The 13762-nt window shown below is 58.8% G+C and carries 11 protein-coding genes; 3 read left to right on the forward strand and 8 right to left on the reverse strand.

Annotation, left to right across the window (positions count from 1 at the left end):
• Positions 1-497 (forward strand): hypothetical protein (locus VE009_RS19140; protein WP_325010365.1); only part of this gene is annotated, 497 nt, incomplete at its 5' end.
• Between the two features lie 888 nt (positions 498-1385).
• Here VE009_RS19140 and dtd read toward each other — a convergent pair.
• Both dtd and VE009_RS19150 read right to left on the reverse strand, forming a co-directional pair.
• Positions 1386-1829 carry a D-aminoacyl-tRNA deacylase gene (gene dtd, locus VE009_RS19145; RefSeq protein ID WP_325010366.1) on the reverse strand — a complete coding sequence of 148 codons (444 nt, stop codon included), beginning with the start codon at positions 1827-1829 and terminating at the stop codon, positions 1386-1388.
• 22 nt (positions 1830-1851) lie between these two features.
• Positions 1852-4077 carry a bifunctional (p)ppGpp synthetase/guanosine-3',5'-bis(diphosphate) 3'-pyrophosphohydrolase gene (locus tag VE009_RS19150; protein WP_325010368.1) on the reverse strand — a complete coding sequence of 742 codons (2226 nt, stop codon included), beginning with the start codon at positions 4075-4077 and terminating at the stop codon, positions 1852-1854.
• A gap of 202 nt (positions 4078-4279) precedes the next feature.
• Between VE009_RS19150 and uraA the strand changes: the two genes are divergently transcribed.
• Positions 4280-5563, forward strand: coding sequence for a uracil permease (gene uraA / locus VE009_RS19155; protein ID WP_325010371.1), 1284 nt, complete (start codon positions 4280-4282; stop codon positions 5561-5563).
• A 48-nt stretch (positions 5564-5611) separates the two neighbouring features.
• On the opposite strand, the gene VE009_RS19160 is transcribed toward uraA, so the two are convergent.
• The 6 genes from VE009_RS19160 to VE009_RS19185 all read right to left on the reverse strand — a co-directional run bounded on the left by VE009_RS19160 (position 5612) and on the right by VE009_RS19185 (position 12063).
• Complete coding sequence (locus VE009_RS19160; protein WP_325010620.1) at positions 5612-6124, reverse strand: adenine phosphoribosyltransferase; 513 nt, start codon at positions 6122-6124, stop codon at positions 5612-5614.
• Positions 6125-6126: 2 nt separating this feature from the next.
• Positions 6127-8544: a single-stranded-DNA-specific exonuclease RecJ gene (recJ, locus tag VE009_RS19165; protein ID WP_325010373.1), complete on the reverse strand. Its 2418-nt coding sequence runs from the start codon at positions 8542-8544 to the stop codon at positions 6127-6129.
• A gap of 27 nt (positions 8545-8571) precedes the next feature.
• Positions 8572-9531, reverse strand: a complete 960-nt coding sequence (locus tag VE009_RS19170; RefSeq protein WP_325010375.1) for a cation diffusion facilitator family transporter — start codon at positions 9529-9531, stop codon at positions 8572-8574.
• On the reverse strand, positions 9528-10418 hold the full coding sequence (gene secF / locus VE009_RS19175; protein ID WP_325010377.1) for a protein translocase subunit SecF: 891 nt from the start codon (positions 10416-10418) through the stop codon (positions 9528-9530). Before secF ends, VE009_RS19170 begins: the two co-directional genes overlap by 4 nt.
• A complete protein-coding gene (gene secD, locus VE009_RS19180; RefSeq protein WP_325010379.1) occupies positions 10408-11640 on the reverse strand; it encodes a protein translocase subunit SecD in 1233 nt (410 codons plus the stop codon). The genes secF and secD overlap by 11 nt, the downstream gene beginning before the upstream one ends.
• Positions 11641-11763: 123 nt before the next feature.
• Positions 11764-12063: a post-transcriptional regulator gene (locus VE009_RS19185; protein WP_325010381.1), complete on the reverse strand. Its 300-nt coding sequence runs from the start codon at positions 12061-12063 to the stop codon at positions 11764-11766.
• Positions 12064-12200: 137 nt separating this feature from the next.
• Here VE009_RS19185 and spoVB point away from each other — a divergent pair, with 137 nt between their 5' ends.
• On the forward strand, positions 12201-13760 hold the full coding sequence (spoVB, locus tag VE009_RS19190; RefSeq protein WP_325010383.1) for a stage V sporulation protein B: 1560 nt from the start codon (positions 12201-12203) through the stop codon (positions 13758-13760).
• The last annotated feature ends 2 nt before the right edge of the window (positions 13761-13762 follow it).

Below are 13762 nucleotides of genomic sequence, written 5' to 3' on the forward strand. Positions count from 1 at the left end.
TCTTAGGGACCGTTCACGCCGGCCTCCAAGTGCTCGGTCCTTATTTCTTCATTACGCATGCCCTTTATCGCAGAGAACGCGTTATTCTTATCGGGGGTTCCATGGACAATCGCACCGGGAAAGCTTCAGCCGTCAAGTTCAAGCCCGTTCCAACGCAATTGTTGGATGGGAAACGATTGACGAGAGACGGGAAAATACACTTCGCCCAAAACGTGTTTCCGGATTCGCGCGAATTCGTCCCGCTCTCCTCTTTCGGCATGGCCAAAAGCCAACTTCGATTTATTGCCGAAGACGCGAAACACTGGCTCTACTCCGTCTTTGGCAGCATCGGCAACACCTATTTGCAACTTTATCTCGACGAATACGCGTTTCGTTGGAATTGCATATCCCAAGGCATCCCCTTGAAGGCTGCATGGGAACAAATGATGTTCGGTCGCGCCGTTTACGAGCGGACGATGTCGGCATCGTACTGCCCATCTGCCTCTATAGCCGGGTAAGTCATACGTGGCTGTGGGCAACCGTCCCCAAAAGATTGCCCAGGCAATAGTTCGGATTATCGTTCGAGTTATCGACTTGGAAAACACCTGCTGTATTCTAACGAAAACACTGGAGACAAAGCGATACTTCTACACTAACCATTGCAGGGTACAAAGTTTCCCATTTTAATGATAGTTTGTTTATAATCCCCATTGGTAAACCTTGCAAATACCCTGGAACATAAACTCCCAACAAAAGGAATCGCTTGGGATACGCAATTGCTGCGAGCTCTTTGTCTTGCGCTTGTTGCTGAGCAAAGGGAATTGAAACGGAATGCGACACACTCATAGGTGCAGCGCAAGCTTGTTTATCGGGATATCGTTGTAGCAAAGCCATGCAAATTGTCGCTGCGCTGAGCAAAGGGAATTGCAACGGAATGCGACAAAAGCGGCGTTGGTGGATCACCTTCTTTTAAGACAGGGAGTCCACTCGGATATTGTTGTGGGAAGTAGTTTGGTGTAAGTCATACCTGAGCAAAGGGAATTGATACGGAATGCCACATGCACATAGGTGCAGACAAGCTTGTTCATCGGGATTTCGTTGTAGCAAAGCCATGCAAATCGTCGCTGCGCTGAGCAAAAGGAATTGTAACGGAATGCGGTGTAAGCGTACCTGAGCAAGGGGAATTGAAACGGAATGCGACAAAAGAGGCACTGGTGTCTCACCGCTCACGAACCGTTGCTGAGTAAAGGAAATCGAAACGGAATGCGACAAAAGGGGCAATAGCCAACCGCTTCTCTCAAGGTGCGGGAAAGCGAAAGTGCAAGATGAAACCCGAGAAGAAGCTTGCCCCGGAACATTCCGAACAAAACAAAAAACCTTCCCTGTAAAGGAAGGCCGCTTGTTCATTATGCTTTGCTGTCCAGCCAAATCGTCACGGGGCCCCAATTGACGAGCGATACGTCCATCATTTCCCCGAAGCGGCCGGTTTCGACCGTCAACCCTTTTTCCCGCAGCAGCGCGTTAAATCGTTCATACAGCGCCAATGCCTGCTCCGGGCGGGCGGCGGCCATGAAGTTGGGGCGTTTGCCCTTACGGGCGTCGCCGTACAACGTGAATTGCGACACGGAGAGAATCGCTCCGCCGACATCGGCGACGGAGATGTTCATTTTGCCGTCTTCGTCCTCGAAGATGCGGAGGCCCGCCACTTTGTCCGCCAAATACGCCGCGTCCGCTTCGGTGTCCTCATGGGTCACTCCGAGCAGAACGACGAGCCCGGCGTCAATAGCGCCGACCGTTTCGCCCCCGACGGAGACGCTTGCCGTCTTGCAGCGCTGCAGCAACGCGCGCATGATGTCGACCGCCTTTCGCTTTCTACTGCATGATGCGCTGAACGGAATACACGTCGCGCACGCGTTTGATTTTTTCGACTACGGAATGCAGATGCTCCGTATTTCGAATGAGTATCGTCATGTGAATCAACGCTACTTTGTTTTTATCCGAACGGCCCGATACGGCGGACATGTTCGTTTTGCTCTCGGACACCGCTTGGAGCACTTCGTTCAACAGCCCGCGGCGATCGTGTCCGGTAATTTCGATATCGACGCTGTAATTCGCCTCCGCCGCGCCGATCCACTCGACTTCGATGACGCGGTTCGCTTCGTCGGCCGCGTCTTCCGGCAGCGCGACGTTCGGACAATCGGCCCGGTGAACCGATACGCCGCGCCCCCGCGTAATGTAGCCGATGATGTCGTCGCCGGGTACGGGGTTGCAGCAGCGCGCGAACCGGACGAGAAGGTTATCGACACCCTTCACCCGCACGCCCTGCGTCGAGCGCGGGCGCACTTTGTGCGCGGCGGAAGCCGGCTTCAGCTCGCGGACTTCGCTTGTCAGCTGCAGCTGAGCGGCTTCTTCGTTTTCCCTGCGTTGTTTTTCCGTTAAGCGGGTTACAATTTGGGCGGCCGTAATGCCGCCGAAGCCGATCGCCGACAACATATCTTCGATGTCGTTGAAGTTGAACTTCTTCGCCGTTTCCAGCAGCTTCTCGTCGACCAGTATCTCCTGCGGGTCAAAGCCGAGGCGTTTCACTTCCCGTTCAAGCGCTTCGCGGCCCTTCTCGACGTTTTCCTCGCGCTTTTCTTTCTTGAACCACTGCTTGATCTTGCTCCGAGCGTGCGAGGATTGAGCGATTTTCAGCCAGTCCTGGCTTGGCCCGTACGAATGCTTCGACGTTAAAATTTCCACGATGTCCCCGGTTTGGAGACGATGGTCCAGCGGGACGATCCGGCCGTTCACTTTCGCGCCGATCGTTCGGTTGCCGATTTCGGTATGAATGCGGTACGCAAAATCGAGCGGCACGGAGCCGGCCGGAAGTTCGATGACTTCGCCTTTCGGCGTAAAGACGTACACCAAATCGGTGAAGAAGTCCATTCGCAGCGATTCCATAAATTCCGCCGCGTCTTTCGCCTCGTGCTGCAGCTCCAAAATTTCGCGGAAGAACGTCATTTTTTCCTCGAAGGTACCCAGATTCGCCGCCTGCGAGGAGCCTTCTTTGTTTTCCTTATACGCCCAATGCGCCGCGATACCGAATTCGGACGTTCGATGCATTTCGTACGTGCGGATCTGCACTTCCGTCGGCTCGCCTTTCGGACCGATCACGGTCGTATGGAGCGATTGGTACATGTTCGGCTTCGGCATCGCGATATAGTCTTTGAAGCGTCCCGGCATCGGTTTCCAAAGCGTGTGGATGATGCCCAGCGTCGCATAACAATCCTTCACGTTCTCGACAATGATTCGGATCGCGAGAAGATCGTAAATTTCGTTAAACTGCTTGTTGCGGGTGACCATCTTTTTATAAATGCTGTAGATATGCTTCGGCCGCCCGCTAATATCCGCATCGATACCCATTTCCTTGAGCTTCTCGCGGATTTTTTCCATGACCTCGGAGATATGCTGTTCGCGCTCGGCGCGTTTTTTCTGCATAAGGTTGACGATCCGGTAGTATTGCTGCGGGTTCAAATACCGAAGCGAGATGTCCTCCATCTCCCAACGGATCGCCGCCATACCGAGTCTATGGGCGATCGGGCAAAAGATTTCGAGCGTTTCTTCGGAAATGCGCCGCTGGCTTTCTTCGGATTGATACTTCAGCGTCCGCATATTATGAAGCCGGTCGGCTAACTTAATAAGAATGACCCGGATGTCCTGGGCCATGGCGACGAACATTTTGCGATAGTTTTCGTTCTGTTGCTCTTCTTTCGACTTAAATCGAATTTTTTCGAGCTTGGTGAGTCCGTCGACGAGCGCGGCGCATGTCCTCCCGAATTTCGCCTCGAGATCCTGCGTAGTCACGTTCGTATCTTCCACGACATCGTGCAGCAAACCCACGATAACGGTGGTCGCATCCATCTGCATGCCTACCAAAATGTCGGCCACGGCAAGCGGATGCAGAATGTACGGCTCGCCGGATTTTCGGGTCTGGCCGCGGTGTGCCGCTTCGGCGAACTCGTACGCTTCCCGGATCCGCGCAAGGTCGGCTTCTTTGATATATGAAGATGCCTTCTCGATCAGCTGCTCGATCCCTGTGGGCTGCCGTTCTTCCATAGACTTGTGTTTACCCCTAAAACATAAATTTTGTTTACCATTATCCCCTTGTTAAGGGGTTCCGTCAAGAACGGTCGTGATTCGAGGAAAATTATAGGCTGACATTTAATGTGACTTTTGCTACGATATCGTTTAGGTCGAATTCATTCGAACCATGTCGAATGCTGTCACGCTACTTTTTTCAGAGGAGTCGATGTTTTCCATGTCCCACCACTCGCGCACCATCGGCGTGAACGAAAAGCCCCCGATCCTGACAGCTCTACCGCTCTCGCTGCAGCATCTATTCGCCATGTTCGGCGCTACGGTGCTCGTACCGGTGCTGTTTCAGGTCGATCCGGCAACGATTCTGTTGATGAACGGGATCGGTACGTTGTTCTATCTTATTTTATGCAAAGGGCAAATCCCAGCTTACCTCGGCTCAAGCTTCGCGTTCTTGTCGCCCGTATTCGTGGTGCTGGGAGCGACGGGCGGGAATTACGCCAAAGCGCTCGGCGGCTTCGTGGTCGTCGGTGCGATTTTTACAGTCGTCGCGCTGCTCATCTCGGTCGTCGGCACGAAATGGATCGACGTTGTGTTCCCGCCGGCCGCCATGGGCGCGATCGTCGCGGTCATCGGCCTCGAGCTGGCTCCGGCCGCAGCGCGGATGGCAGGCTGGATTCCCCCTGAAAACGTGTTGCCGCAGGATTGGTCCCCGGATCCGAAAGCGGTCGCGGTCTCCGTCGTCACGCTGTTGATTACGATCCTCGGCTCTGTCGTCTTCCGAGGATTTATGAAAATCATCCCGATTTTGTTCGGCATCGTAGCCGGTTACGCGTTCGCCGCGCTAATGGGAATGGTGTCCTTCGAGCTCGTCGCCGAAGCGAAATGGTTCCGGCTGCCGACGTTCACCTCGCCCCAATGGGATGCCGCCAGCATCGCGATCATCGCTCCCGCCGCGCTTGTCGTCATCGCGGAGCATATCGGCCATCTGATCGTCACTGGCAACATTGTAGGCAAGGATTTGACGAAAGAACCGGGGCTCGGACGTTCTCTGCTCGGCAACGGATTGTCTACGCTCGCATCCGGCTTCGTCGGCTCGACGCCGAACACGACGTACGGCGAAAATATCGGCGTCTTAGCGATTACGCGCGTATACTCCGTTTGGGTCATCGGCGGCGCCGCCGTAATCGCAGTTGTGTTGTCGTTCGTCGGCAAGCTGGCTGCGCTCATCAGCTCGATCCCGACGCCGGTCATGGGCGGCGTATCGATCCTGCTGTTCGGCGTCATCGCCGCTTCCGGCATCCGGATGCTGATCGAAACGAAAGTCGACTATTCGAAAGCGACCAATCTCATCCTGACGGCCGTCGTGCTTGTCATCGGCATCAGCGGCGCGACGTTTACCGTCGGCACTTTTTCGCTTAAGGGCATGGCGCTCGCCACTGTGGTCGCGATTCTGCTGAGCTTGTTCTTCAAGGTGCTTGAAATTACGAAGCTGAAAAACGAATAGTACGTGAAAAATCGCCCCCCGGCATGCCGAGGGGCGATTTTTAATTCGTTAATACGTTATCAACGATTGGACTTCGATGCCTTTCATTTTGTCTCTGCCGTTCAAGTACGACAGCTCGATCAAGAACGTCGCGCCGATCACTTCGCCGCCGAGCTGGCGAACGAGATCGATGCACGTCGAGATCGTGCCGCCGGTCGCGAGCAGATCGTCTGCAATCAGCACCCGTTGGCCCGGCTTGATGGCGTCCTTGTGCATGGCGAGCGTATCTTTGCCGTACTCGAGATCGTACTTCGCTTCGATCGTTTCGTACGGCAGCTTGCCGGATTTCCGAATCGGCACGAAGCCGACGCCGAGCGCGTACGCGAGCGGAGCGCCGACGACGAAGCCGCGCGCCTCCGGTCCGCAAATCACGTCGATTTGCTTGTCCTTCACCATGTCCTTCATCTGGTCGATCGCCGAACGGTACACTTCTCCATCGCCGAGCAGCGTCGTAATATCCTTAAAGCGGATGCCCGGCTGCGGCCAATCCTCGATCACCCGAATATGTTTTTTAAAATCGATGCTCATCCCACTGCCTCCGTCGTTCGTATTCCGTATTCGAAGCCTTCGCGCGTCGACTGTCCGAGCAGCCGTTCGCGCAGCGCCTCTGCGGTCATTCGTTTCCATGCCAGCCGTTCCGCGGCGGCTTCCTGCTCCAACGCGAATGCTCGGGATTCCGTCAGTTCCCGCCTTGCGGGCGCAACGACGGCGCGCAGCGTCCCCGGTCGAACGCCCTCTTCCGCGAAACGCAGCTCCTTGCAGACGCGAATCGCCAGCTTCGCGGATTGAATCCCGATGCCGGCTTTGCCGGCGACCGTTCGGATCCATTCCTCCTCGGCGCCTTCCGGCAGTTCTCGGATGCACACGTACGCCCGTTTGATAATATCGCGGTCGACGATCGCCCCGCCGCTGCCGTACTCGCCGAAATCAAGGGCGTATAAGCGCCCTATGGAAGTTTCCCGTTTCAGTATAAGATGAAACCGCGCGTATGGGAACGGGCAATTTACAAAAAACAGATCCGTCGCCGAGGACAGCGGTCGTTCCCGGCCGAGCGCGTTCGCGGGAACGGCACCTTGCTCGCCGTCGTCGGACAGCCGATACGCCGGCACGGTTTTCCACCATGCCGAGAGCGCGACCGGCGGCTCCTCGTGCGCGCCGAGCAGGAACGCCGGGCGCCAGTCGGCGGAAGCCGTCCGCTCCCAGCGCTCCTTGAAGATGGACGCCGTAGCCGCGTCCCGCCAATCGAACAGCTGAACGTGGGACACCGCGACGTCTTTGACGATCATCTGCGGCGTTCTGCGGCCGTTCCATTCGTTGATCGACAGCTCCCCGACGAGGGAGAGCACCGAGCCGGGCGCGATGCGCCGAACCGTGTCGCCGATGCCGAAGCCGACCGCGTCCAGCGTGCGGTCGCCTTCGGAGAGCCGGAACTTGGCGTGGTTTTTATCCTTGCCGATGACCGAAGCGTCCTGCACGAACGCCCGCCTAACCGCGAATTTCGGCGCCGGATGAGCGGCGCCGAACGGCGCCAGCTTGTCCAGCTCGTGGATCGCTTCCAACGTAATGTCCGCGACCTCAAGCTCCGCGTCGATATGGGTGACGGGCACCTTCATCTCTTCCGTCAGCCGCGAGGCCGCCTCGCTCCGAAATGCCGCGGCGAACGCCTCCAGATCGTCTCGATGCATGGACAACCCCGCCGCGGACTCGTGCCCGCCGAAATGACCGAACATCGACTCGCACGCCTTTAACGCATCGTACAAGTGGAATCCGTGGATCGTGCGGGCCGATCCTTTGCAGTAGCCCGTTTCCGGGTCGATCGACAGCACGACCGTAGGTCGGTAATACGTCTCTACCAACCGGGAAGCAACGATGCCAATGATTCCGGGATTCCATCGTTCGGAAGCGACTACGATGGCGTCGCCCGCTCCGCCTTCCCGTTCCACCGTCTCGACCGCTTCCGCGGCGGCCGTCTCCACCATTCGCTGCCGCTCCTTGTTGAGCGCGTCGAGGCGGCGAGCGATGGCGTCGGCTTCGACAGGGTCGTCGGTGACGAGCAGCCTCACCGCGTCGTCGGCGCTCTCAAGGCGTCCGACGGCGTTGATGCGCGGCGCGAGGCCGAAGCCGATCGTGTGCGACGTGACCTCGTGCTGTTCGACGCCGGAGACGCGCAGCAGCGCGGCGAAGCCGACCGGCGGCTTCGTTCGCAGGCGCTGCAAGCCTAGCTTCACGATGGATCGATTTTCGTCTGTGAGCGGCATCAAATCGGCCACCGTTCCGAGCGCCGCCCATTCGGCCAGTTCCTCAGGCACTCGCCCGAGCAGCGCTTGCGCCAGCTTGAAGGCGACGCCGACGCCGGCGAGCCCCTTGAACGGGTACGCGCAGCCGGGCTGCTTCGGATTGACGACGGCCAGCGCATCAGGCAGTCGTTCCGGCGGCTCATGATGATCGGTCACGATCAAATCGATGCCGAGCGACTTCGCCGCTTCCGCCTGCTCTACCGCCGTAATGCCCGTATCGACCGTGATGATCAGCGAGATGCCTTCCCGGTGCGCCTCTTCGATATAGTGGGTGTGCAAGCCGTATCCGTCCTGCACCCGATGCGGGATGCGGTATGTAAAATCGGCTTCGAGCATCCGCAGCAGCCGAAGGACGAGCGACGTGCTGCTCACGCCGTCGGCGTCGTAATCGCCGTACACGAGCAGCTTCTCCTTCTTGGCGACCGCCTCCCGGATGCGGGCGACCGCTTCCGGCATGCCTTTCAAAAGCAGCGGATCATGAAACGTAAGCTCTCCGGACAGAAAAAAGGCCGCCTCCTCCGCGGTGTGGCCTCTGGCGGCAAGCAGCGCGGCGAGCAGCGGACGAATGCCCAGCTTCTTCGTCAGTTCTTCTACGAGCGCGGAATCGGGAGTGCCGATCGACCAGCGCGTCTTCGGTGTAAGCATGAGCGTCCTCCTTAAAAATCTGCGGCGTCAATGGAGCAGCGTCGGGTAATCGTCCTGCGACGCGTCTCCCGCGCTTTTGTAGGGGAACCCCGGGTCGTACGGATTGACGTGTACGAAGACGTCCGAAACATGAGAAAACTTCGACATAAGCTCGTGTTTGACCGCTTTCGCGATATCGTGCCCCTCCAAGACGGTGATTCTCGGATTGACGCTGATTTTCGCGTCCACGATCACGTAATGTCCGTGTTCTCTCGCGCGCAGATCGTCGACCGTGATGACGCCCTTCACGTTCTGGGCCGTCTGCACGAGCTCTTCCGCGTCCTCCCCGTGAAGGACGTGGTCGAGCGTATTGTGAATCGACTCCATAATCAGTTTGTAGCCCATGCGAAGCACGAGCATCGCGACGAACAAGCCCGCCACCGGATCGGCGTATGCAAGCCACGGGATGCCGTAACGGCCTCCGATCACCGCCGCGGCGACGCCGACGAGCGCCGCCGACGACGCCATTACGTCGCTCCGGTGATCCCAAGCGGTCGCGATGAGCGCCTGCGATTTCAACTGCGTGCCCAAACGGTATTTATAACGAAACAAAACTTCCTTGATCACGATCGCGGCGACGAGCGCCCAAATCGCATAAGCGTCCGGCACGGGGACGCCTCCCTCGGTAAAAAACATCGCGACGACGGCGGCTCTCGCGACCTCGAAGCCAACGAGCAGCAGCAGCACCGAAACGATGATCGCCGCGATCGATTCCGCCTTCCCGTGCCCGTACGGATGGTCTTTGTCCGGCGGACGCTTGGCCGCGCGCAAACCGATCAGCACGGCGAACGACCCGGCGACGTCGGACGCGGAATTGGCCGCGTCCGCGATGAGCGCTTTACTGCCCGACAGAAAACCGACGACGCCTTTCATGACCGCCAGAAACAAATTGCCGAAAATGCCGATCCAAGCGGCGAATTCCGCTTTCGCGAACCGTTGTTCCGTCATTTCGCCCTCCCGATACTCCCTTTTCTAAGCACGTACCAGATCGGCGACGCGATCCCAATGGAAGAATATGCGCCGGCAATCAAACCGATGATGATCGCGAGCGAGAACAAACGTATGGACTCGCTGCCGAAAATAAACAGCGCGACCGCCGCGACCAACACCGTGACGACCGTATTGACCGAGCGCGTAAACGTCTGCCAGATGCTCGCGTTGACGATCTCCGCCAAATCGTCTTCGTTTTTCAGCTTCGCGAAACGCAAGTTTTCGCGGATCCGGTCGAAGATAACGATCGTATCGTTGATCGAATAACCGATAATCGTCAGCACCGCCACGATGAACGGCAGGTTCACTTCCAGGCGGAAAATCGAGAATACGCTGATGACGATGAACGCGTCGTGCAGCAGCGCCACGATGCCCGCGATGGCGAAGCGCCATTCGAACCGGATGCTTACGTACGCAATGATGCCGAGGCTGGCGACGAGCACCGCGATGATCGCGTGCCGCAGCTGCTCGCGAGCGAGCTCGGGATCGACGGTGTTGACTTCGCGCGACACTTGGTCGCCGAATTTGGCTTTGAACAAGCCTTCGACCTTTTCGACGTCCTGATTGGTCAACGTTTCCGGAAACCGGACGGTGACGCGGTCGCCGTCGCCGCCGATCGTCGGACGCACCCCTTCGTAGCCGGCTTCCGCGATGATGGCGTCGGCTTCGGCCTGCGTGATCGGTTTGCCGACCTCGATGTCCATATTGGTGCCCGCCCGGAAATCGACGCCGTAATTGAGTCCCGCGATCGCCAGCATAAGGATGCCGAGCACCGTGATGGCGATCGAGAACAGGAAAAATTTGCTCCGATGCTTGATGAAATCTAGATAAATTTTATAGTGCACGGATTTCGTCCTCCTTCACGCCGAAATATTTCGGATGATCGAACGCTCGGCTGCGGATAAGCAGGCTGAGCAGCAACCGGGAGAAGAGGACGTTCGTAATGATGCTCGCCACGATGCTGGCGATCAGGATAACGCCGAACCCTTTGACGGAGCTGGAGCCGATGAACAAGATGACAGCCGCCGCGATGATCGTCGTGAGGTTCGCGTCCATAATCGTACGGAAGCTGTTCTTGGACCCGGCGCGCAGCGCGGAAGACACTTTCTTCCCTGCGCGGATTTCGTCCTTGATTCGCTCGTACGTGATGATATTGGCGTCGACGGCCATCCCGATGCCGAGCACGAACGCAGCGATGCCGGGCAGCGTCAACGTGACGCCCATCAGCCGGAACGCCAGCAGCAGCAGCCAGGTAAATGCGAGAATCGCGACCGTCGCGATCAGCCCCGGAATGCGATAGACGGCGGCCATAAAGATCAGAATGACGACGAGACCGATGATGCCGGCGAACACTGTCGTTTGGAGCGATTGTTGACCGAGCGTCGCGCCGACGCTCTGCGTATACTTCTCGGACAACTTAAGCGGCAGCGCGCCCAAGTTGATAATGTCCGCCAATTCCTTCGCTTCTTGATATGTGTAGCGTCCTGTAATGGACGCTTCGCCGCTTGCGATGACGGCCTGCACGTACGGCGCGGACAGCTCGGTCTCGTCCAAATAAATGGCGAGCGGCTGGCCGAGCAGCTTCTCCGTCACTTTGCGGAACTTCTCGGCGTCTTTCACTTTCAGCGCGATATATGGCTGGCCGGCTTGGTCGAACTGCACCGACGCGCCGCCCTGCACGAAGTCGCTGCCGATCATCTCCTTCTTGCCGTCCGGACCGCGGAACGTCAGCTCCGCGGGTTTATTCAAAATTTCGCGAACCTCCGCTTCGTTCTGTACGCCCGCGATTTTGACGCGGATCCGGTCCTTGCCCTCCGGCGTGATCTCCGGTTCGGAGACGCCGATGGCGTTCACGCGCTGCTCGAGGCTGCGCGCCGTTTCCCGAAGGGATTCCTGAGTCACTTCCGAGCCACCCTCGAGCGGGGCTGCGACGTACAAAATCTCGAACCCGCCCTTGAGGTCGAGCCCGAGCTTGATGCCTTGCGCGAGCTGCAGGCTCGTCCCGGCGACGACGCCCAGGGTGATGAGTACGCTCAGGATGAAGGCCGCGAATCGTTTCTTATCCATAGCAGGTTGTCTTGCTCCCTTCCCTTGTCCAATAGTCTCATTATAACCACCGCAAAAAAGCGAGTCAAAAAAGGGTGCCGCGAAAAAGGCGCAGCCTGGGCTGCGCCTATGACATGCCGTTCGTCACGGCTTCGGACCGATATCCGGTTGCTTCCACGCGCTCAGCGTCATCCAGTTCATAAGCCCCGTCACCCGCAGCGACATGATGTCGTTCACGAGCCGATGCAGCGGGGGAAGTTCCTTGTATTTCGAGCTGACGCAATCCCATACGTCTCTCCCCGTGACGCTGTCATATCCGAGCATTCGAAACTCGTCGGCTTTGCTGTTGCAAATTTCCTCGATCACGGCATTCAAGTCCTGCTCGTCCAGAGGCGCCGCCTCGGCTTCGGCCTCGGCCGCGTCGTCCCGTTCCCAATCGGTCATGACCCCATCGTCCCTCCGTACGCATCGAATGTTTCCATTGTAACACAAATCCGCGCATGATGGTGGGACACGCCTCATAACCATGGAATATATACGCCGTATTGTCTAGCGGCTTTCCGGAAAGGGCGCGTGTGTACATGACCAAACAATCGTTCATCCGCGGCACGATGATCCTGCTCGCCGCCGGGCTCCTCAACCGCATTCTCGGCTTCGTTCCCCGCATCACGCTACCCCGCGTCATCGGCGCGGAAGGCGTCGGGCTGTACCAGCTCGGGTATCCGCTGCTCGTCGTCCTGCTGACCGTCATCACCGGCGGCATTCCGCTCGCCGTCGCGAAAATGGTCGCCGCGGCCGAATCCGAGGGCAACGAACGGAAGGCGAAGGACGTTCTGCGCCTCGCGCTCGGACTGGCCGTGCTGATCGCGATCGCGTTCACCGCCGCGCTGTGGGCGCTCGCTCCGTGGATGTCGACGGAGCTCCTGAACGACGAGCGCGTCTACTACACGCTGCTCGCCATGAGCCCGATGCTGCTCATCGTCGGCATCTCTTCCGTCTTCCGCGGCTACTTCCAAGGCCGGCAGAACATGATCCCTACGGCGCTGTCGACGACCGCGGAGACGGTGTTCCGCATCGCCGCGATGCTCGTTTTCGCGTACGTGCTGCTGCCGCACGGTCTCGCCGTCGCCGCCGCGGGCGCCATGTTCGGCGTCACCGTCGGCGAGTGCTGCGGCCTAGCGGTTATCGTCTACCAGTACGTCCGCACCCGCTCCGCCTACAAGGCGTTCCACACGGCCCAGATCGGGAGCGCCGGGACGTCCCGCCGATTCGCGGCGTCGCTGCGAGAGCTGCTGCGCATCGCCCTGCCGGTCACGGGCAGCCGCCTCGTCGGCTCGGCGTCGTACTTCCTGGAATCCGTCATGACCGTGAAGGCGCTCGCGATCGCGGGCGTCGCCGTCGCGGCCGCCACCGCGCAGTACGGCTCGCTGCAGGGTATGGTCATCCCCGTGCTGCTGCTGCCGGGCGTGCTGACGTATTCGCTGTCCGTCTCGCTCGTGCCCACGCTCGCCGAAGCGGCCGCGCGAGGCGACAGGGCGCAGATTCATATGCGGCTGCACCAAAGCCTGCGCCTTGCGCTCGTCACCGGCGCGCCGTTCGCGGTCTTGATGTATGTATTGGCGGAGCCGATCTGCTACTTCCTGTACAACGATGCGGAAGTCGGGGGCATGCTGCGGCTCATGGCGCCCGTCGCGGTGTTCCTCTATTTCCAAGGGCCGCTGCAGGCGACGCTGCAGGCGCTCGACCGGCCGGGCACCGCTCTGCTTAACACGTTCTACGGCGCGGCCATCAAGCTGACGCTTATTTACGTGCTCGCGACGCAGCCGCAGTACGGCATCTACGGCGTGCTCGCGGCGATCAACGTCAACATCGCGCTCGTTACGATTTTGCATTGGAACAGCGTCGTGCGGCTCGTGAAATTCCGGTTTCCCGCGCTCGACGTGGTGAAAACGGCCGCCGCTGCCGCGGCGATCGGCTGGGTCGCGCAGTGGCTGTTCCTGACCGAATGGCATGGTTCGCCGCTGCTTCGGTTTTTCGCCGCCGGCGCGGCGTCGGCCGCCCTGTACGTCGCGCTCGTGCTGCTGCTGCGGCTCGTCGACAAGGAAGACTTCGGCCGCGTGCCGTTCCTCCGCCGCAAATAGCG

The organism is Paenibacillus sp. (assembly GCF_035645195.1).
In the GTDB taxonomy this organism is placed as follows: domain Bacteria; phylum Bacillota; class Bacilli; order Paenibacillales; family YIM-B00363; genus Paenibacillus_AE.